General features: G+C 66.7%; 13 protein-coding genes. All 13 read left to right on the top strand.

What is annotated here, in order from left to right:
• The first annotated feature begins 44 nt into the window (after positions 1-44).
• The 13 genes from ABUA28_RS10785 to ABUA28_RS10725 all read left to right on the top strand — a co-directional run bounded on the left by ABUA28_RS10785 (position 45) and on the right by ABUA28_RS10725 (position 22,174).
• Positions 45-908 (top strand): FHA domain-containing protein, encoded by an 864-nt coding sequence (locus tag ABUA28_RS10785; protein ID WP_349904180.1) that lies wholly within the window; start codon positions 45-47, stop codon positions 906-908.
• Positions 905-1,726, top strand: coding sequence for a PP2C family protein-serine/threonine phosphatase (locus tag ABUA28_RS10780; RefSeq protein ID WP_349904179.1), 822 nt, complete (start codon positions 905-907; stop codon positions 1,724-1,726). Before ABUA28_RS10785 ends, ABUA28_RS10780 begins: the two co-directional genes overlap by 4 nt.
• A gap of 123 nt (positions 1,727-1,849) precedes the next feature.
• A complete protein-coding gene (locus tag ABUA28_RS10775; RefSeq protein WP_349904178.1) occupies positions 1,850-3,268 on the top strand; it encodes a serine/threonine-protein kinase in 1,419 nt (472 codons plus the stop codon).
• A 9-nt stretch (positions 3,269-3,277) separates the two neighbouring features.
• On the top strand, positions 3,278-9,154 hold the full coding sequence (locus ABUA28_RS10770; protein WP_349904177.1) for an Ig-like domain-containing protein: 5,877 nt from the start codon (positions 3,278-3,280) through the stop codon (positions 9,152-9,154).
• A gap of 39 nt (positions 9,155-9,193) precedes the next feature.
• Positions 9,194-10,165 carry an AAA family ATPase gene (locus ABUA28_RS10765; protein ID WP_349904176.1) on the top strand — a complete coding sequence of 324 codons (972 nt, stop codon included), beginning with the start codon at positions 9,194-9,196 and terminating at the stop codon, positions 10,163-10,165.
• Entirely contained in the window at positions 10,162-11,598 is a 1,437-nt protein-coding gene (locus ABUA28_RS10760; RefSeq protein WP_349904175.1) for a DUF58 domain-containing protein, read from the top strand. The genes ABUA28_RS10765 and ABUA28_RS10760 overlap by 4 nt, the downstream gene beginning before the upstream one ends.
• On the top strand, positions 11,595-13,910 hold the full coding sequence (locus tag ABUA28_RS10755; protein WP_349904174.1) for a transglutaminase domain-containing protein: 2,316 nt from the start codon (positions 11,595-11,597) through the stop codon (positions 13,908-13,910). Before ABUA28_RS10760 ends, ABUA28_RS10755 begins: the two co-directional genes overlap by 4 nt.
• 12 nt (positions 13,911-13,922) lie before the next feature.
• Positions 13,923-14,729: a double zinc ribbon domain-containing protein gene (locus ABUA28_RS10750; protein WP_349904173.1), complete on the top strand. Its 807-nt coding sequence runs from the start codon at positions 13,923-13,925 to the stop codon at positions 14,727-14,729.
• Between the two features lie 101 nt (positions 14,730-14,830).
• Positions 14,831-17,809: an FtsK/SpoIIIE domain-containing protein gene (locus tag ABUA28_RS10745; RefSeq protein WP_349904172.1), complete on the top strand. Its 2,979-nt coding sequence runs from the start codon at positions 14,831-14,833 to the stop codon at positions 17,807-17,809.
• Between the two features lie 174 nt (positions 17,810-17,983).
• Positions 17,984-19,192: an ABC transporter substrate-binding protein gene (locus ABUA28_RS10740; RefSeq protein ID WP_349904171.1), complete on the top strand. Its 1,209-nt coding sequence runs from the start codon at positions 17,984-17,986 to the stop codon at positions 19,190-19,192.
• Between the two features lie 3 nt (positions 19,193-19,195).
• Positions 19,196-20,395 (top strand): ABC transporter ATP-binding protein, encoded by a 1,200-nt coding sequence (locus ABUA28_RS10735; RefSeq protein WP_349904170.1) that lies wholly within the window; start codon positions 19,196-19,198, stop codon positions 20,393-20,395.
• Between the two features lies 1 nt (position 20,396).
• Entirely contained in the window at positions 20,397-21,308 is a 912-nt protein-coding gene (locus ABUA28_RS10730; RefSeq protein WP_349904169.1) for an ABC transporter permease, read from the top strand.
• 20 nt (positions 21,309-21,328) lie between these two features.
• Positions 21,329-22,174 (top strand): ABC transporter permease, encoded by an 846-nt coding sequence (locus tag ABUA28_RS10725; RefSeq protein WP_407075441.1) that lies wholly within the window; start codon positions 21,329-21,331, stop codon positions 22,172-22,174.
• Positions 22,175-22,177: the final 3 nt, after the last annotated feature.

Below are 22,177 nucleotides of genomic sequence, written 5' to 3'. Positions count from 1 at the left end.
CATCCGGCCGAAACGTTCTCACTCTGACGCTCTAGGCTGGCTGCGTGCATGAGGATTTTGACGACACAGTCCTTATCCCGTCGCTCCGCCAGCGTCAGCCGGAGAGCGAGGTGGATGAGGACACCGTCGTGCCGCACGAACCGAACGACCACGAATCCACCGCTCCGCTTCGCCCGCCCGCCCCGAGAACTGCCGCAGCGTCGGTGGTCTCGACGGTGGCAGCGAGGCGGCCGTCTCCCGTCGTGGCCGGGGATCATCATCCGCCCGCCCTGGTCGAACCGCCACAGCACAGGCCGCGCAGGGTCCCGCTCACGCATAAAAGATTGCAGGAGTCACTGCGCGATCCGGCAATCGCGCGCGACGCCGCCGTTCTGCCGGAGAGTCCCGTGCATGCGCCGGGTCCGGTACGCGCGCCGAGTCCGGCATCCTCGGCACTTCCGTCGCCCGCGGCAATGGCATCGGCCGCCGCTGCGCTCGCCCGGACGCCCGAGCCGTTATCGGTGCCGCCTCGCACTCCTGCCTTCGTCTACGGGTTCAGAATGGCAGGCCGGCCTGCCGTCGACCTCGACGTGCCCGCACTCATCGGTCGCAAGCCGACAGCGCCGCGCGTCATTGGAAAGGCATTTCCTCGATTGGTCAGGGTTCCATCGCCCCTGAACGAGGTATCGAGCACACACATCGAATTGCGTCAGGAAGGAAAGTCGGTCATCGTCACAGATCTGAGGTCGACCAACGGTACGGTCGTGCGGATGCCGGGCGCGCGCCCGGTCAAGCTGCGCCAGGGCGAGTCGCTCGTGGTGCGGCCCGGAACCCTTATCGACATCGGCGACGGCAACGTATTCGAGATCCTCGCGCCGCCCCGGCTGGGCGTAGCCGGGGGCTCTGCGGGCGCTGGGACGCGTGCATGACCGAGATCGGTGCGAGTACGGAGAACTACGCGATAGCGGTGCCGGGCCGCGAGAGTGATGCCCTGGTGCTGTCGTGGGGTGCGGCGACCGACGTCGGGCGCAGGCGTGACCACAACGAGGACAGCTTCCTGGCCAAGCCCCCGATCTTTGCCGTGGCCGACGGGATGGGCGGCCACTCCTCGGGCGACGTCGCGAGTGCCGCGGTCGTCGCCAGGCTCGCGGAGAGTGTCTCGGGGGAGTTCGCCGAGCAGGATGCGATTGCCGAGAGTCTTCGGCGCGCGACGATCGACATCGGCGAAGCCAGGGACGACCAGCATCTCGGCGTCGGAACGACCGTGACCGGTGCGGCGCTGACGCTCACGCACGGCAAGCCGTCGTGGGAGATCTTCAACGTCGGAGATTCCCGCGTCTACATGTTCGAGCACAACGAACTGGCCCAGGTGACCGTCGACCACTCCGTCGTGCAGGAGCTCGTCGACTCCGGGCGGATTCGGGAGGAAGACGCCGAGTCACATCCGGACAGCAACGTCATCACTCGCGCTGTCGGGTTCAACGCAGAACCGATGCCTGACTACTGGACGCTTCCGCTGCGAGTGGGGCTGAGGCTGCTGCTGTGCTCGGACGGCCTGACCAAGGAGGTCAACAGGGAACGCATCCGGTTGCATCTCGCCGCGGGGCTCAGCGCGAAGGAAACGGCGCTGGCCCTCGTGGATGCCGCACTCGCGGCGGGCGGCAGGGACAATGTCACGGTCGTTGTCGTCGACGTCGTGGAACACACCGACAATGCGAAAAAACTCCCCCAAAAGGGGGGCAAATAGGGCCGTCATCAGGGTCTTTTCCCCGGGTTGCGCCAAGGTCCAGTGCCTACAATGGGACACTGGGTCTGACGGCTGTGCTGCTCACGGTTGCGCGACTCCTGCGCCGACGACCGAAGGGGAGCCATGGTGAGACGACTGCCGTCGCAGCCTCCGGTGCTGCCTGGTTTCTCACACATCCACGTTCTCGGCTCCGGTGGTTTTGCCGACGTGTTCCTCTATGAACAGAACATGCCGCGCAGGCAGGTCGCTGTCAAGGTCATGCTGAGCGAGATGGTCAACGATCACGTTCGCCAGATGTTCCAGGCAGAGGCGAACCTCATGGCGCAGCTGAGCGCCCATCCCTCGATCCTCACCGTGCACCAGGCCAGCGTCTCGTCGGACGGTCGGCCGTACCTCGTGATGGAGTTGTGTTCGTCGTCACTCAGCGAGCGGTACCGCAGGGAACGTCTGCCGGTGGCCGAAGTGCTGCGGATCGCCGTGAAGATCGGCAGCGCGGTCGAGACGGCGCACCGCTCCGGGGTGCTTCACCGCGATATCAAGCCGTCCAACATCCTGATGACCGCGTACGGACACCCGGTGCTCTCCGACTTCGGCATCGCCGCAACACTCGGTGAGTCCGACTCCCAGGAGGTCGCGGGCATGTCGATCCCGTGGTCCGCACCAGAGGTGCTCATGGACGAGACCTCCGGCACCGTCGCCTCCGAGGTGTGGTCGCTCGCCGCGACCGTCTATTCGCTCCTCGCCGGGCGCTCGCCGTGCGAGATCCCCGGGGAATCGAACAAGTCATCCGACCTCATCTCTCGCATCAATCGCGCGAAGATCCAGCCGATCGGCAGGGCGGATGTTCCCGCGAGCCTGGAACAACTGCTCATCAAGGCGATGTCTCGCAAACCGGAGAACAGGCCGCACTCCGCGCTCGAGCTTGTGCACGAGTTCCAGGCGATAGAGACAGAGTTGGGCGTGCCGCAGACGCCCATCGAGGTCGCCATGGACGACTGGGCGCTCGCGACCGTCTCCGATCTCGAGGATCGCACCCGGGTCCGCAGCGTCGCGGGCGCGGTATCGACGGGCAAGGCGCGTCGCAGGCGCCGAGCGACCTCGGCCGACGCGAGTTACGCGCCCGTCGGCACGGTGCATCGCCAGGGCAATGCCTCGAGCACGGGAACCAGGCCGATCGCGCAGGGCAGGGGGATGCGGGCGCTGGCCTGGAGCGTCGTCGCGAGTGCCGTGGTGGTGATCGTGCTTCTCGCAACGGTCACTCTCGTTCTCGTGAGATCCAACAGCGATGGGATACCCCAGGTGACGGATGTGACCGCGACGACGAGCGGACGAACCGTCGTGTTCAGCTGGGACGATCCCGGAATCACCGAGGGCGATTCGTACCAGGTGACCACGGCCGACGGTAGTTCCAGCATCCAGAGCGCGACGAGGTTCCCCGTTGACGCGCAGACAGGGGAGCGTGTCTGCATCACGGTCGCCGTGAACCGGGCGGGCAAGGTCGGTCCTCCCAGTGCCGAGAAATGCGTCGACTTCACGGGGTGATGGGCCACGATGTTTAGGCGCTGGCTCTCGACACACCGCTCGCTCGCCATAACGGCGACGAGCGTCGCTGCCGTGGCCGCACTCGTGGTCACGGTCGCGGTCGTGTCCACCGGCTATACGGCCCAGCACCTCACCCTGAACGACGGTTCCGTGTGGGTGTCGAACGGCACAGACCAGGCGGTGGGCCGAGCCAACACCCAGGTGCTTGAGCTCAACACCGTCGTCGCCAGCACCGGTGTCGAGCTCAACGTCGTGCAGAACGGCGCGGATGTGCTGTTGGTCGACCAGAGCGACAGCAAGATCGACATCATCGACCAGGCCACCTCCACGGTTGCCGACAGCGTCCCGCTGCCTCCGGCAAACCCGGAGGTCCTGCTCTCGCAGAACACCGTCGTCATTCACGCACGGACAACCGGCCAGGTGTGGATCGTCCCGATCGGCGGTCTCGCGAAGTTCGACACGGAATCCCAGCCCACCCTGAGTCTCGGAGCGAACTCGTCCGTGAGCATGACCCCCGACGGGGTGCTCTACGCGTACTCGGCCGAGGCACACCAGGTGTCGAGGGTCGACGTCGAACAGTCGGATGCCGTCACGTCAAGCACTGCCGTCTCGAGTTCTCGCGACGACCGCGGTGCCATGTCCATCACCTCGGTCGGAGACCACTGGGCCCTCTTCGATGCGACCTCGCGCACCCTCATGCTGGACGGTCGCACCGTCAACCTGTCGTCGTCCATCGCCGCGGGCAGCTCGCCCGTGCTGCAACGGGCATCCACCACCGGCGACGCCGTGCTCATCGCGGATCGCGACGGCCTGGTCAGCGTGTCCCTGGACGGCGGAGCGCCGCGCACGCTCGAAACGGGGAGAAGCGGTTTCGCGGCCGCCCCGGCGCAGATCAATGGATGCTCGTTCGCGGCCTGGTCAGACGGCACGGCCTGGAGGCGGTGCTCCGGTGACGCGAGTGCCTCGACTCTGCGACTGGCGAAGATGCCGACAGGTGCCGCACGGCTCGAGTTCGTCTCGAGCGGAGATCGGGTGCTGCTCAATGACCCTCGTGGCGGTGGCTCCTGGGCCGTGCAGGATCACGGACAGCTGATCGACAACTGGGCAGAGCTGGTCGCCGTCAAACAGGACAAACAGCAGGTCGAGCACAACGACGACCAGACGCCTCCGGAGTACGAGAAGACCCAGGTGCCTCCTATCGCCATTGACGACTCCTTTGGCGCGAGACCGGGCAGGTCGAGTGTGCTGCCCGTTCTGCTCAACGACTATGACCCGAACGGCGATGTTCTCGTCGTCTCGTCTTTCACGCCGATCGACGAGAGCGTCGGGCGGCTCGACCTCATCAACAACCAGCAACAGCTCCAGATCACGCTGACCGATGCCACGAGCGCTCCCGTGACGTTCCAGTACACGATCACGGACGGCAGGGGTGGGTCGGCGACCGCGACCGTCACCGTCACGATCCGCACGCCGAATGAGAACTCCGCACCCATCCAGGTGCGCAGGAGCGGGATCCTGGTCGCGCAGGGCGGGCGCGCGACGACATCGGTCCTCGGCGATTGGGTCGATCCGGACGGGGATCCGTTCTACCTGTCCGGAGCATCGACGACTCCGCCGGACACCGTGAGCTACCAGCCGGATGGCACCGTGGTGTTCACGGAGGGCGGCGCGTCGAGCGCGCTTCGGTCCGTAGCGCTCTTGGTCTCGGACGGCACGGCGGTCGGCACGGGGAGCATCGCGGTCACGGTCAAGGCCGTCGGGAAGGTTCCCATCGTCGCGGATCCCTTCGTCATGCTCGGATACGCGGGGCAGGAGGTGACGGTGTCGCCGCTCTCCCACGTCAGGGGCGGCAGCGGAGTGCTCAGGCTCGCGAGCGTGCCAGCGAAGGCGGGCACGACGATCGTTCCCAACCTCGACACGGGAACGTTCCGGTTCACGAGCAGCCAGGTCGGTACGTTCTATATCGACTACGTCGTCAATGACGGCGACCAGACCGCGAACGGCGTCGTCAGGATCGATATCGCCGCGCCTCCGGACGTCAACACGACGCCGATCACCATCCCGAAGACGATCTTCGTCAGCACCCTGGGAACCAAGACAGTGGACGTCGCCTCGAGCGATATCGATCCCGCCGGCGGCGTGCTCATGGTCACGCGCCTCGAGAACCTCGCTGTGAATTCGGGGGTGCGTGCGGAGATCCTCGACCAGAGTGCCGTCAGGGTCACGCTCACGGCCCCGCTTGAGAACGGCCCGGTGAGATTCAACTACGTGGTGACCAACGGTCTCGCAAACGCGCAGGGCGTCATCACCGTGATCCAGATCCCCGATCCGGCACTGCTCCAGCCCCCGGTCGCCAACGACGACAGCGCGACGGCCAGGGTCGGCGACGTCATCAGCATCCCCGTGCTCGCCAACGACGTACAACCGGATGGCAAGGAGCTCACGCTCAAGCAGCAACTTCCGACCGGTCTCTCCGGCAGCTCTGGGCTGTTGTTCGCCTCGGGAGACGTGCTGCGCTATCTCGCGCCGTCGAAGCCGGGTAACTTCACGGCGGTGTACGAGGTCGCCGGGCCGGACGGGCAGGTGGCGCAGGCGCAGGTGAAGATCGCGGTGCGCGAGGCGGTCGCATCCACCAACAATCCTCCCGTTCCGCTCACGGTCACCGGGAGAGTGGTCGCCGGTGAGACGGTGAGGATCAAGATTCCGCTGAGCGGGATCGATCCGGATGGCGACTCCGTGCAGCTGCTCGGCCAGGCCACGAACCCGCAGAAGGGCTCGGTCACCGCGATCGGCCCGGACTACCTGGACTACGAGGCCGGCAGCTACTCTGCCGGGACCGACTCGTTCACCTACACGGTGATCGACGCGCTCGGTGCGAGAGCGACGGGGACCGTGAGAGTGGGCATCAGCCCGGCCGTCGATGCCGCCAGGAACCCCGTGGCCACCCAGGATGACGTGCTCGTTCGCCCCGGCCGCACGGTGTCTGTGCGGGTGCTCGACAACGACTCCGACCCGGATGGCGGCGTGCTCAAGGTCACCTCGGTGAAGGCCAACGAGAGCGACGTCAAGGCGAAGATCGTCGGCGACATCGTGCAGGTAACGCCACCCCGGGCTCCGGGCAGGTACGGGCTCGTGTACACGATCGAGAACAAGTACGGCGGCACGAGCTCCGCCTTCATCACGGTGACCGTCGATCCGAATGCCCCGCGCGCGTACCCGATCGCCGACGACACGGTGCTCACGCTGTCCGACATCCTCGGTCGCGACAGCATCGACGTCGACGTGCTCCAGAACGTGTTCTTCGCTGACGGTCCCGTGAGTGATGTCGACCTCTCGATCGTTCCCGGCTACGGCTCCTCCGCGACGGTGATCTCGGGCAAACGAGTGCACGTGGTGATCGGACAGAAGAGCCAGATCATCCCCTTCGCCGTTGCGAACCCCGATGATGCGACGATCGTGTCCTACGCCTTCATCTGGGTGCCTGGGCTCAGCGATGCCCTTCCCCAGATCAACCGCAAGGCGCCGCCGCTGCAGGTGCGCAGTGAGTCGACGCTGACCATCGACCTCGACGACTATGTCGTCGCCATCGGCGGCAAGAAGGTGCGACTGACCGACTCCGGCACGGTGCAGGCCACCCACTCGGACGGAAGCAACCTCGTCGTCAACGACCACACGCTGCGCTTCACCTCCGCCTCGAAGTACTTCGGTCCCGCCTCCATCTCGTTCGAGGTCACGGACGGCTCGAGCGCAACGGATCCGCAGGGGCGCAAGGCGACGATCGTGCTCCCCATCACCGTGACCCCGCGCGAGAACCAGCCACCCGTGTTCAACGGCGGCGTGATCGAATTCGAGCCGGGACAGTCGAAGACCCTCGACCTGCTCAAGCTGACCACCTATCCGTATCCCAAAGACATCGATGAGCTCGCGTACACCGTCCTCGCGCCGTTGCCGACGGGCTTCACCTACACGCTCACGGGGCAGAAGATCACGATCAAGGCCAACGGAAGCGCGGCCAAGGGCAGCACGACGGCAATCGTGCTCGGGGTTCGCGATGATCTGAGTGCGGGCCAGGCCGGGCGTATCGAACTCGATGTCGTTGCGTCGACCAGGCCGCTCGCCTCCGCGGCACCAGACACCGTCATCGCTCCTCGCGGGCAGACAAAGACCGTGGACGTACTCGCCAATGACGAGGCGACCAACCCCTTCCCCGGCCAGCCCCTCAAGGTCATCGCGATTCGCGGCCTCGGTGGAAATGCGCTCCCACCGGGCGTGAAGATCGCGCCGACGGCCGACAACAGCAGACTCACGGTCACCGTTGAACCCTCTGCGGCGCCGGGAGACACGAACCTTCAGTACGAGATCGCTGACGTGACGGGAGACCCGGATCGATACGTCTGGGGTTCCATCACGGTGTCCGTGCAGGATCGTCCGGATGCCCCGACCGGAGTGCGCGAGGTCTCCTTCGGCGACAGGACGGTTCGGATCGCCTGGACCCCGTCCCAGTTCAACAACTCCCCGGTCACCGGATACCAGGTGACCGCGGTCAGGGCGGACACCGGCACCGTCGTCGGGACAACGGCCTGCGCAGTGACGAGCGGATGCGACATCCCGACAGGGGGCAACGGGCCGAACAACGCCGTGCGCATCTCGGTCACGGCCACCAACGCGATCGGTGAGTCCGATCCGGGATCGCTCGGGAGCACGATCTGGTCGGATGTGCTGCCGGCGGCCCCGGCATCCGTCACGGCGACCGCGACCAACTCCGCTCCGGCGGGTGGGTCGGTCAGGATCGACTGGTCCGGCGTGCCGGACCCGTCGAACGGCTCGCCCGTGGTCGGCTACACCGTCGTGATCGGCGGCATCAGCGTCAACGTCGGCGCAGGGACCACGAGCTACGAGTTCCTCAACGGTGGTGGGGAACTGGCGAACAACCAGTCTTACGGCGTGGCCGTGTACGCCAGGAACAGCGCTCAGGTGACCGGTGCGAGTGACTGGCGCAGCACGAGCTCGAGCGTGACGACTGTTGGACCGCCGAGCCAGGCCGCCGGCGGCGTCACGGCGATCAACGACCCGGCGACGGGGCACATCCAGGTGAGCTGGGGCGCGAGCGATCCGAACGGCCGCCCGTCGGTGACCTACCGCGTCACCCGGTACACGGCCGGCCAGGCGGCCCCGGCCACGTGCCCTGCCGGCGATCTCAACAACGCCAGCTCGCCGGTGCAGGACACCACCGCGGTCGACGGCGCCAGCTACTTCTACGTGGTCAGCGCGGACAACGGCCTGTACTGCACACCGACCGTGTCCGCGGTTGCGGTCAGCCTGAAGTCGCCCGGGCAGGCACGGGGAACCGCGACCATCGAGAATCACGCAGACTCCGGGCAGTTCGACATCAGGGCGGGCACCCTCAGCGTGACCTCGGGGACGGCGACGAGGTACCAGTACCGCCTGAACGGCGGAGCCTGGGCGGATGTCGCCGCGGGCCAGTGGCTCACCTCGGCCGCGAACACGAGCGTCTACGGCACCGCGGTCACGGTCGAGTACCGCGGATGTCGCGATGCCAGCGACAACTACTGTGGGCCTGCCTCAGCGGGGATCTCGCTCATTCCGGTGAACACGAGGGCCGGGATCACCAGTTGCCAGGCCGGCGGAGAAGTCGCGTTCGCGGCTCCGAACAACAACGGAGCGAGCGTGGCGGTGAGCTATAAGGTGAAATATAATCGCCCCGTGCTCGGCGTCGACGCATGGGATGCCACGTGGAGCGACTACTCGGCTCCGGTTCCGGCCAATGCAACACAGATTGCCGTGCAGGCCACTGTTACCGTGGCGGCGAACGGCATCGCATACTCTGATCCAGGGCAGGGGGGGCCAATTGCCTGCAGCCCATAAGCAACGACGACCACGTATTTCACACCGAGGGGCAGCACAATGACCATGACACCCGAGCAGGCAGCCTGGTTCTCCGACATCTTCAACCGGCTCGTCGCGAATGTCGACCAGGTCATCCTGGGGAAGACCTTTGTGGTCAAACTCTCCTTCACGGCGCTCCTCAGCGAGGGCCACCTGCTGCTGGAGGACTTCCCCGGTACGGGCAAGACCTCGCTCGCGCGCGCGATCGCGCAGAGTGTGTCCGGGGTCAACAATCGCATCCAGTTCACGCCGGACCTGCTTCCCGGAGACATCACGGGCGTGAGCATCTACGACCAGCGTTCCGGGCACTTCGAGTTCCACCAGGGCCCGATCTTCGCGAGCATCGTCCTCGCCGACGAGATCAACCGGGCGAGCCCGAAGACCCAGGCCGCCCTGCTCGAGGTCATGGAGGAAGGACACGTCACCGTCGACGGCGTGAGCCACGACGTCGGTGCGCCGTTCATGGTCATCGCCACCCAGAACCCGATCGAGCAGGCGGGAACATATCGTCTCCCAGAGGCCCAGCTCGACCGCTTCATCATGAAGGCCTCGATCGGATACCCGGACCACGCCTCGACCCTGCGCATCCTGGAGGGCGCAGGCACGAAGGCCCACGACGTGATCGTTCCCCCGATTGCGACCTCGGAGGTGATCGTCGAGATGGGTGCGCTCGCTCGTACGGTGCACGTCGACCCATCGATCAACGACTACGTCTCGCGACTCGTGGATGCCACGCGCACGGCCGTCGAGGTGCGGCTCGGAGTCAGCGTGCGCGGTGCGCTCGCGCTCATCCGTACCGCGAAGACGCTCGCCGCGGCGAACGGGCGCCACTACGTGATCCCCGACGACATCAAAGCGCTCGCAGAACCCGTGCTCGCGCACAGGCTCGTGCTCGACCCCGAGGCGGAGTTCGAGGGGGTCACTCCGTCGAGCATCATCAGCCAGGTGCTGATCGAGACCCCGCCGCCCACCGACAGGCAAGCGGTGTGAGCAACAGGACGGGCTCCGCGCGGTCGACCGTCAAATCCGCCCGGGGAACGACGAGGACGGTCTCGGGGGCGGCGACGCGTTCCGTGCGCTTCGACGCGCTGTATGACACCTCGACGGAGGGGCTCACCAACGCGCGCACGAAGATCGTCGGTAACCGCACGGGGTTTCTTGCCGACATGGTCATCTTCGTGGTGCGGGCGACCACGGGGATTCGCGGTGTGGTCTCCGGATGGTGGGCACGGGCATCCGCGGTCGTCACTCCCCTGGGCTGGTCGCTCGCGGTCCTCGTGCCGCTCGCGTTCCTGTTCGGCTACTTGTACTCCTGGCTCGAACTGGTCGCGGTGGCCTGGGCCGTTCTGGTGCTCGTCATCGTGGCCGCCGCCTACCTCGTGGGTCGCGGGAGCTTCATGGTGCGTCTCGAGGTGCCGCACAACAGGGTCGTCGTGGGAGAGTCCGCGGTCGGCATCGTCACGGCCAGCAATCCGAGCCGCAGGCGTCGCCCGGGCGTGAAGGTCGAGGTGCCGGTCGGAAACGGACTGGTTGAGCTCGCCCTGCCAGGTCTCGCGCGCGGTGCCGTGGTGCCGCACGAGTTCTCGATCCCGACCAGGAGGCGCGGAGTGCTTTCGGTCGGGCCGGTGCGCACGGTGAGGGCCGATCCGATCGGACTCGTGCGTCGGGAGCTGTTGTGGACCGATGCGACAGAGCTCTACGTGCATCCGAAGACGATCGGCATCCCCAGTACAAGCACCGGGTTCATCCGCGACCTCGAGGGCTCGCCGACCAGAGACCTGAGCAACAGTGACGTCTCGTTCCACGCGCTGCGCGAGTACCTCCCGGGGGATGAGCGACGCAACATCCACTGGAAGAGCACGGCGAAGACCGGCACATACATGGTGCGACAGTTCGAGGAGACCAGGCGCAGCCACCTGGTGATCGCGCTGAGCCTCGCGAGCGCCGACTATGCGAGCGACGAGGAGTTCGAGATGGCGGTGAGCGTCGTCGGCTCGCTCGGTACTCGCGCGATTCGTGACGCCCGTGACGTGTCCGTCGTGGCGAGCGAGCGAACCCCCGAGTTCGCCAAGCGCAAGGTGTTCGCCGTGCGCGAGCTCAGCACGGTCACGCGGTCACGGCTGCTCGACGACCTCGCCGTCGTGGATCGGGCGGAATCCGCGCTCGCGATCCTCGACGTGGCGCGCGTGACCTCCGACCAGGTGAGCGGCATCTCCGTGGCCTTCCTGGTCTGCGGTTCGACTCCGACCCCGGCCCAGTTGCGGGCGGCCTCCACGAGATTTCCGCTGGGTGTCGAGGTCGTGGCGATCGTGTGCGACCCCGAGACGGCGCCTGGACTGCGCAGGGTCGTCGGCCTGAGCGTCCTGACGATTGGGCTTCTCGAGGACCTTCGTGTCTCACTCGCGCGATCGGCCGCGGTATGACACAGACACCGCTGCGCCCGGGGTTCATCGTGGTCAACACCGCGATGGTATGGCTGACGACCGCCATCGCAGCCGTGGCGCTCTGGCCGATCTATCGGGGATCCGCTGTCGTCATCATGGTGGCCGTCGTCGCGATCGCGGCATCCGCCCTCGCCGTGCTCGGCGCGGTGTTCCGTTGGCCCGGTTATGTCATGGTGCTCGTGACGGTGGGCCTGTACGTGGTGCTCGGGGTCCCGCTCGCCGTGCCCGACAGCGCCCTCTATGGGGTGCTTCCCACGCTCGACGGCCTCATCGCGCTGCTCGGTGGAACGGCACTGGGCTGGAAACAGCTGCTCACGATCACCCTGCCGGTCGGCAGCTACCAGGCACTTCTCGTCCCGGCCTTCATCCTCGTCCTGCTCAGCGTCATGATCGGACTCTCGCTCGCGCTGCGCTCGAGGCACGGAGATCTCGCCGCTCTTGCCCCCGTCGTACTCGTCCTCGGCGCGCTCGTGCTCGGCCCTGAGCGCAGCAGCTGGCCGCTGTGGATCTCACTCGGGCTCCTCGCCGCCATCCTGGCCTGGCTGGCCTGGCGACGGTGGTATCGCAGGCGGGAGTCGATCAGGCTGCTCACGCTCGCAGACGCGTCCGGAGCTGTCGCCCGCGCGCCGCGACGCTCGCGGGGGATGTCCGGGCTGCGCACCATTCTCGGGGCAGGCATCGTCCTGGCCATCGTCGCGATCGCCGGTATCGGCGGTGCGCTCGTTGCGCCGCCGCCCGGCCCTCGCGAGGTTGCGCGCACCGCCATCGTGCAGCCGTTCGATCCGCGCACCTATCCGAGCCCACTGAGCGGATTCCGCAGCTATGAGAAGGTGCCCGCGGTCGACGACACCATGCTCACGGTGACCGGCCTGCCCGCGGACGGTCGCATCCGCATCGCCACCCTCGACAGCTACAACGGCGTGGTCTATTCCGTGGGTTCCGGACAGCCGGATGCGGCATCCGGGTCGTTCACGCGAGTGCCGTATGCCTTCGACCAATCCGCCGTGCACGGTAAGCAGCTCAGCATCCGGGTCACGGTGAGGGACTACAGCGGCGTGTGGGTCCCGACGGTCGGCAAGCTCGAGAGCATCGATTTCGGCGGCACGGACGCCCAGTCGCTGCGAGACTCGTTCTACTACAACAACAACAGCGGAACGGCGGCCGTCGTGCGACCGTTGAGATCGGGAGACAGCTACACCCTCAGGGCCGTCGAACCGGTGCAGCCGTCGCCCGCCGAGCTGGCCGAGCTGAAGCCAGGCACGGCGATCGTTCCCGCCATCGGGGTCGTGCCGGATGACCTGCTCACCACGCTCGACAGCTACGTGGACGGGGTGGCGGGTGACGGCGCTCGCCTCGCCGCGATGATCGCGGGTATCAAGAAGAACGGCTACATCAGCCATGGCGTATCGCCGAACGCCCCGTTCAGTCGATCCGGTCACTCCGCAGATCGCATCACCCAGCTTCTCACCGACCAGCGCATGATCGGTGACCAGGAACAGTACGCGGTGACCGCGGCGCTCATGGCCCAGCAGCTCGGCTTCCCCGCGAGGGTGGTGTTCGGCTTCGCGCCGACGACCATCGCTGCGAGCGGCCCGACCGCGATCAGCGGCAGCGACATCTCCGCGTGGATCGAAGTGAACACCACCGAATATGGCTGGGTGGCGGTCGACCCGAACCCCGCAGTTCGACCCATCCCCGAAGAGAAGCCGAAGGATCCCACCCGGGTGGCCAGGCCACAGTCGCCGGTGCAGCCTCCCGCGCAGCAGCCGTTCAGGCACGAGACCCAGGCGCCACCGGACAGCACGCAGGCCACCCCTGCGGGTGCCAACGTGCTGCTGGAGATCGTCCTCGCGGTGCTGCGCATCGCGGGCTGGACGATCCTCGCTCTCGCGGTGCTGCTGTCGCCGTTCATCGCCGTCATTGCGGCAAAGCGCCGAAGGAGAGTGCTGCGCAGGCGCGCCCCGCGCGCGGCGGATCGGATGAGCGGGGGATGGCAGGAATTCGAAGACGCCGTGATCGACCACGGGTATCCGACCCCGCCATCGCCGACCCGCACCGAGGTCGCCGCAGTCGTCGGCGGAATGCAGCCTCTCGTGCTTGCCTCGGTGGTCGACAGGGGCGTATTCTCACCCGACGACCCGAGTGACGAGGAAGTCGAGCGACTGTGGCGTTCTGTGCGCGAACTGCGCGCCTCTCTCGGCGAGGGGCTGACCCGGTGGCAGCGGATCAAAGCACTCGTCTCCGTGCGATCGCTCGGTGGCTATAGTGTGAAGAAGTTGTTCAAGCGATAGAGGATGCGTCCGGTGATCTGCAGATACTGCACTACCGAGCTTCCCGCTGGCGCGATGTTCTGCGGGGAGTGCGGCCGCGCCATCGCCGCTGAGGCTGCGGAGAAGCCGACTCCCGCGACGCCCGCACGCCCCATACCCCGCATGAGCGTACCGGCTGTCCCGCCGACTTTCTCGCACGACCCCGCAATGGCCGAGACCAAGATCGTCGATCTCGTCGCACACTGCGAGCAGTGCGGCGCGGAACTCGGCAGCGACGACATCTTCTGCGGTGAGTGCGGTTATGTCACACGTTCTGCGGGCCAGCACTTCAGCCGCCCGAGGGACACCGCGATCGTCCAGGGTGCACAGCTGGAGCGGGATGCCATGGCCGCAGCCGCATCGCTCGCCAGGGCCGAGGAGGCAAGCGCTCCTGAGGTGTCGTGGGGCCTCGGTGACTCGGGGGACGAACTCGAGGACATCGAGGCGACCCGCATCGTCGCCCAGCGCAGGACCGGTGCGAGGTTTGTGCTGCAGTTCAGCACGGGAGAGAGTTTCACCGTGTATGGAAGCGGCCTCGTCGGTCGCAATCCGCGCCCAGAGCCCGCGGAATACTTCGATCACATCGTGCGCGTCCTCGACCCCAGCAGGTCGGTCTCCAAGACGCATCTCGAGTTCGGCCAGGAGGCCGGGGCGTTCTGGATCAAGGACCGTTTCTCTGGAAATGGCTCGATCATCCGTGAGCCGGAGGGCGATCCCGTGCGCTGCCAGCCCGATCGCCGCTATCGCATCGTGCGCGGCACCCGCGTGGACATCGGGGAGCAGTTCTTCGTCGTCAGCTGACGACCGCAGGCCCCTCCTCTACTGCACGACCGTTGACGCAGTTCTGCAGAGATCACGCCTGGATGCTCGACGCTGCCGTTCCCGGATGCTGTGCTGTGGGGATGAACGCGCACACCAGTCAGGCCGAGCCCTCCCGTCATCGCGGCGAGACGGCGCGGCTTGTCCTGCCGCTTCGCCCAGTCCGTGCTGCGCCCCACAGCTTTCCCGTTGTCGCGACCCTCGCCCCCGTCGTCGGCTCCCTTGTGCTGTGGGCGGTGACGCGGTCGCCGTACGTGCTCGTGTTCGCCATGCTCGGCCCGATCGTGGCGGTGGCGAGCGTGGGAGACACCGCGATCCAGGCGCGCAGGGCTCTGCGACGGGAACGTCGCCGCTTCTCCGTGGAGATGGCCGAGGCTCACGCCACTGTCGCGCATGAGCACGAGAGGGAGCTCGCTGCCCTCGCAGCGACCTACCGGGATGCGAGGGCGTTGATGCGCGCGCCTCGCCGGGACCCCGAGCGCTGGCGTGGAACGCTGGATGCCGAGCTGCCACTCGTGCTCGGCTCCGGCCGTCGACGCAGCACTCTCGTGATCGAGGGAGAGGGCGCCTCTGCCCGGAACGCCGAGCGCGACGAGTGGACTGCCCCACTCGATGCCCTGCGCGAGGAGGCGAACACACTTCTCGGAGCGCCCATTGTCGCGGATGCTCGTGCCGGCATCGGCGTGTGTGGGCCGCCCGCGCTCGCGGCTGCCGCGGCACGCGGCATCGTCATCCAACTCGCCGCGGCCCTCTCGCCGGACGAGCACGAGATCGTGGCATCACCGGGTGGCGGAACCGAGTGGGTCGCGGCCCTTCCCCACGCCGTGACCCGGACGGGGTCCACGCCGGAAACGGTCGTGTTTCGCTCTCGCCGTTCGGCATCCCGACGGGCGCTCGTGGCGGTCGCGGACCACGCGGCTCTGCTCCCGCGAGAGTGCAGGACGCTGCTGCAAATCGATACGGCATCCGCTGCTCTGGTGGCTCCGGAGCCGCCAGCGAGCGCGGGAGGGTCGCTCAGCCCCGAGTTCGTGTCGCTGGAACAGGCGAGCGCGTACGCGCGGGTCCTGGCCGAGGAAGCCGCGGCGGCCGGACTCGTGGCAGGCGGAGGGTTGCCCGACAGCATCGCTCTCGCGGAACTCGTGTCAGGCGACTTCGTACCGGACGAGGATGCTCCGGCGGACTCACTCGCCTGTGCACCCGCGGTCGGCGCCGAAGGTCCACTCGTCGTCGACCTCGTGCGGGACGGTCCGCATGCCATCGTCGGTGGGATGACGGGCAGCGGCAAGAGTGAACTGCTCGTGGCCTGGGTGCTCGCCATCGCGGCGAGACACGGTCCGCGCGCCGTCACCTTCCTGCTCGTGGACTTCAAGGGCGGGTCCTCCTTCCACGCCGTGCAGCAGCTTCCGCACAGCGTCGGACTCATCACGGATCTCGATGAACACTCGGCGCAGAGGGCGCTCACGAGCCTCCGCGCCGAGCTCCGGTATCGGGAGCGCGAGCTGGCCGCGGCTGGCGCGAGATCCATCGAGGAGCTGCCGTGGGAGCATCCGCTCGCCAGGCTCGTGATCGTCGTCGACGAGTTCGCGGCGATGGTGCAGGGCTTTCCCGGCCTGCACGAACTGTTCGCTGACATCGCCGCGAGGGGGCGCTCGCTCGGCGTGCACCTCATCCTGTGCACGCAGCGGCCATCCGGGGTCGTGCGCGATGCCGTGCTCGCCAATTGCGCCCTGCGGGTGTCGCTCAGGGTCAACAATCCCGCGGACAGTGCCGCGGTGATCGGAACGGCCGCGGCGGCAGAGCTCCCGCGGCTGCCGATCGGGCGGGCACTGCTCAGTCTCGGCGGGGCGGAACCGCAGCCTGCCCAGATCGCGATCGCCAGCGAAGAAGATGCGGAGTCGGTCGCCCGGCGCTGGGCTGACCCGGGATGGAGCCCGCGCAGGCCCTGGTGTGATCCGCTCGAACCGTGCCTGCCGATAGGCGAACTGCTCGCGGGCGCGCCGGACGCGCACCTGGTGCTCGGACTCGTCGATCTCCCGCAGGAACAGCGCAGGACGCGCGCCCTCTTCGACCCACATGAGGACGGCAGCCTCCTGGTCGTCGGCGGCCATCGCTCCGGCAAGAGCGGCGCCCTCGCGGCGGTCGTCGCCGCGGCGGAGGCGAATCGCGCATGGCCCGACGGAAGCGTCACGGTGCCGTACGGCCAGGAGCACACCTGGGACGCCGTGACCGCACAACTCGACGTCGTGCGCGCCGGAGCCCCCGCGCCGTGCCTTCTCCTGCTCGACGATCTCGATGCGCTGATCGGCAGCCTTCCCGAGGACTACGCCTTCGCCCTCGCCGAGGCCGTAAGTGCACTGCTGCGGGAGGGCGGCAGGGCGGGCACCCAACTCGTGATCACGATGCGCAGGCTCGGGCCGAGCCTGCAGTCCATCGCGACGCTCTGCGACTCGAGGATCCTGCTGCGGTTGCCGAGCAGGCAGGAGCATGTCGCGGCGGGAGGAGATGCCACGGAGTTCGACGCGGGCCTCACCCCGGGGGCGGGCCACTGGAACGGCCATCGCATCCAGTTCGCGCTCGCACCCGAGGGAACCCTGGAGCGAGCGCCCAGGTCGGCCCGCGGCGGACATGCGCCGTTGCGATGGGAGAACAGCCCATCCTGGATCGTCGTGACGAGCCGCGTCACCGAGCTCTCGCGACGGCTGGGCGGGGGAGCGCGGGAACCGTCGCTCCTCCCGGCGGGCTGGGAGCTCGCTCGGCTCGGCGACCACGCGGACGCCGGGCTCACCGTGACCTCCGCCCGCGGCAAGGCCGTCATTGCGGATGTCGAGACCTGGCAGGCGCACTGGAGCCTGTTTGCCGGGCTGCGAGCGAGCATCCCGATCATCTTCGACGGATGCACCCCGGCACAGTTCCGCGCCATCACCGGGCTGCGCACCCTGCCCCCGTTCATCGCGCCCGGGTCGTCCTCCGCGTGGCTGCTCAGCCCGGAGGGGGAGCCCGCGCGCGTGACACCACCGTGGATACCGTCCGGAACTCAGGAAACGCTTGCCACTCACGAATGATTCCGCAGCGAAAAGCGCCATCAATGTACTGATTTCGCGTTTTTTGGGCAAGAACATAGTCGATTTGGTTGTTTTTAGGTGCGACGGGGCACCCTCATGTGTCAGTATCTACGAAACACACAGGACAAAGCCGTCCACTCGATACGCACCTGTCGACAGAGGAGTTGCATCCACATGGCCAGAGCACTGCCAGAAGATCCGTTCATCCGAAGCCTCGTTCAGCGCGCGCAGCGCGCCCAGCTCTCACGTCGTCACGTTCTGCAGGGTGCAGGCGTCGGCGCGGCAGCCCTCGCTCTGGCAGCGTGTTCCACCGGTGGCGCGCCCAAGCCGAAGTCGGCGAAGGACATCTCCGACACCGACAAGATCGTCCGCTGGGACAATTGGGCCCTCTACCTCGATGTCGACGACGCGGGCAACTACCCCACGCTCGAGGCCTTCGAAAAGAAGACCGGTATCAAGGCCACATACACCGAGGCTGTCGACGACAACAACACCTACTACGGCAAGGTGAAGGACCAGCTCAAGCTCGGCCAGGACATCGGCTGCGACACCGTTTGTCTCACCGACTGGATGGTCGACCGCCTCATCCGCTTCGGCTACACCCAGAAGCTCGACGACGCCAACATTCCGAACAAGAAGAACCTCGTTCCGGCTCTCGCCGACGTGGACTTCGACCCGGGCCGCAAGATGTCCCTTCCGTGGCAGGGCGGCTTCGCGGGCATCGCCTGGAACAAGGACGAGCTGCCGGGCGGCCTCAAGTCTGTCTCCGACCTGTGGGACAAGTCGCTCAAGGGCCGCGTCGGCGTGCTGTCGGAGATGCGCGACACGATGGGCTGCATCATGCAGGACCTCGGAACCAAGATCGACGGCAAGTGGGGCGACGCCGAATTCTCTGCTGCGATCGACGTGCTGCAGAAGCAGGTCGACGACGGCCAGATCCGCAATATCAAGGGCAACTCCTACAAGGAAGACCTGCAGAACGGCGACACCCTCGCGGCGATCGTGTGGTCCGGCGACATCACCCAGCTCAACGCCGAGGCCGGCGACCACTGGGCGTTCGCGATGCCAGACAAGGGCGGGACGCTGTGGAATGACAACTTCCTCATTCCGATCGGTGCCACGCACAAGAAGAACGCCGAGAAGCTCATCAACTACTACTACGACCCCGAGGTCGCGGCGCAGGTCGCGGCCTACGTGAACTACATCCCGCCGGTGGTCGGCACCAAGGAAGCGATGATGAAGCTCGACCCCGACCTGGCCGACAACCAGCTCATCTTCCCCGACGACAAGACCCTCTCGAACGCACACGTCTTCCGCAGCCTCACCAGTGCCGAGGAGCAGAAGTACGGCACGCAGTTCCAGGCGATCCTCCTCGGGGCCTGAGCCATGGCATCCGGGGCCTTTGCCGAAAGCGGGGCGGACCTCGAACTCACGGGAATCACGAAGCGGTTCCCGGGATTCACGGCGATCGAAGAGCTCGACCTGACGATTCCCGCCGGCTCGTTCTTCGCGCTGCTCGGGCCGTCGGGTTGTGGCAAGACCACGACCCTGCGGCTCGTTGCGGGGCTCGAGGACCCGACGGAGGGCAGGATCCTCATCGGCGGCAAGGACGTGACGCACCTGAAGCCGTTCCAACGGCAGGTCAACACGGTCTTCCAGAGCTACGCGCTGTTCCCACACATGACAGTGCTGGAGAACGTGGCCTTCGGCCTGCGCAGGCGACGGATCGGCGACCCGATCGGTAAGGCCCACGAAGCACTGCGGCTGGTGGAGCTCGACCACCTCGCAACGCGCAAGCCGCAGCAGCTCTCCGGAGGCCAGCAGCAGCGCGTCGCGCTCGCGCGCGCGGTCGTCAACCGCCCCGCGCTGCTGCTGCTCGACGAGCCGCTCGGTGCCCTCGACCTCAAGCTGCGCCGGCAGATGCAGCTCGAGCTCAAGTCCATCCAGAACGAGGTCGGTCTGACCTTCCTGCACGTCACCCACGATCAGGAAGAGGCCATGACCATGGCCGACACCGTCGCCGTCATGAACAAGGGCCGCATCGAGCAACTCGGTGCGCCGGAGGATCTCTACGAGCTTCCGCGCACGGCGTTCGTCGCGAACTTCCTCGGCCAGTCCAACCTGTTCACCGGGGATGTCGCGAGCACGACGAGCACGAGCATCACCGTGGACATCGAAGGATCGAAGATCACGGTGCCCAAGGCCCGTGCGCAGCGTCACGCCGGGGAGGTGACTGTGGGCATCCGGCCGGAGAAGGTGCGCCTGCTCACGGAGGAGCCCACCCTCGATTCCTCCACGAACTCGCTCGGCCCCGGGCGGGTCATCGACGTCTCGTTCAGTGGTGTCAGCACGCAGTATCTCGTGGCCATTCCGGGCATCGGCACCGTTGTCGTGTTCTCGCAGAACCTCGGGTTCGGCCCCGTTGTCGAGGAGAACACCGAGGTGTGGGTGAGCTGGCAGGTCGACCACGGGTTCGGCCTCGAGGATGAGCCAGGCGAGATGCCGCGGTTCCCCGCGGACACCGACACGGCCACCATCGCGGTGCAGCGCAAACGCGCCCTGATGTCGGAGCTCGAGGAGGCCTAGCGTGGCCTTCAGTGCATTCGCGACCGGCACTGCGCAGGAGCAGGCGCCCCGTCGCAAGAGCAAGATCGCACTCATCCTGCTGCTGCCCGGCATCCTGTATCTCGCACTGTTCTTCCTGGTGCCGCTTGTCTCGCTCGTGATGACGTCGTTCCAGCAGCCGATTCCGAACGGTGACATCGGCGAGTACCAGACGGCCTTCCGCTGGGAGAACTACACGGATGCGATCGGACTGTACGGCGAACACATCCTGCGCTCGTTCATCTACGCGATTGTCGCCACGATCTTCGCGCTGCTGTTCAGCTACCCGCTCGCGTACTTCATCGGCGTGAAGGCGCGGCGCTGGCCGCTGCTGCAGAACCTGATGCTCGTGCTCGTCATCGCGCCGTTCTTCATCAGCTTCCTGCTGCGCACCCTGGCGTGGAAGTCGATCCTCTCCGATGAGTCGGTGGTGATCACCGGGTTGAAGGCACTCGCGCTGATGGCCCCGGATGCCCACTTCACGGGCACTCCGGCCGCGGTCATCTTCGGTCTGACCTACAACTTCATTCCCTTCATGACGCTTCCGCTGTACTCGACGCTCGAACGCCTCGACACGCGGCTGCTCGAGGCGGGCGGCGATCTGTACGCGCGACCGTCGATGACCTTCTTCAGGGTCACGATTCCGCTGTCGATGTCGGGCATCGTCTCCGGCGTGCTCCTCACCTTCATCCCTGCGGCGGGTGATTACATCAACGCGAGCAGGGACTTCCTCGGTGGCACAGGCACAGCCATGATGGGCAACGTGATCGAAAGCAACTTCCTGGTCACCCTCAACTATCCGGCGGCGGCATCGCTCTCGATCATCCTGATGGCCGTGATCCTCGTGATGGTCACCGTCTACGTGAAGCGGAGCGGAACGGAGGATCTGCTGTGACCGATCAGGCGGGCCTGGTTCTGGCCAGGGCAGAGACGACGGAGCCGCGGCGGCCGGGGAGGCGACAGCGGTACGGGCTCGGCTCATGGCTGCTGCCCACGTACACGATCATCGCGCTCGTGTTCCTGCTCATCCCGATCGCGTACACCTTCGTGTTCTCCTTCAACAACTCCGTGAAGTCGAACATCGTCTGGCGCGGATTCACCCTCGACAAGTGGGCGAACGTCTGCGACAAGGCCGAGGTGTGCGAGGCGTTCGGCAACAGCCTGCTCATCGGCGTCGTGGCAACCGTGTGCGCGACGATTCTCGGAACCATGATCGCGATCGCGCTCGTGCGCTACCGATTCCGGTTCCGCTCGGCGATCAGCCTGCTGCTGTTCCTGCCGATGGCCACGCCCGAGGTCGTGCTCGGTGCGGGCCTCGCGGCCGAGTTCCTGAGCGCGGGCGTGCAGAAGGGCATCGTGACGATCATCATCGCCCACGTGATGTTCTGCGTGAGCTTCGTCGTCGTCACCGTCAAGGCGCGCGTCTCGACGCTCGACCCGGCGCTCGAGGAAGCGGGCAAGGATCTCTACGGATCGCCCAACCAGGTGTTCTGGAGAATCACCTTCCCGTTGCTGCTGCCCGGCATCATCGCCGCGGCACTGCTGTCGTTCGCGCTGAGCTTCGATGACTTCATCATCACCAACTTCAACTCGGGCACGACGAGCACCTTCCCGAAGTACATCTACATCTCGGCCGCGCGAGGAATACCGGCCGAGGCGAACGTCATCGCCTCCGCGGTGTTCATCCTCGCCATCGTGCTCGTGCTCGTCTCCCAGATCTCCTCCGCCATGAGGCGGAAGAGGCAGGCGAGGATCGGCTAGATC

Origin of the sequence: Parafrigoribacterium humi (assembly GCF_040227205.1) — a bacterium.
Taxonomy (GTDB): Bacteria; Actinomycetota; Actinomycetes; order Actinomycetales; family Microbacteriaceae; genus Parafrigoribacterium_A; species Parafrigoribacterium_A humi.
Note: the sequence above shows the minus strand (reverse complement) of the source record. Positions and strands in the feature narration are given on the sequence as shown.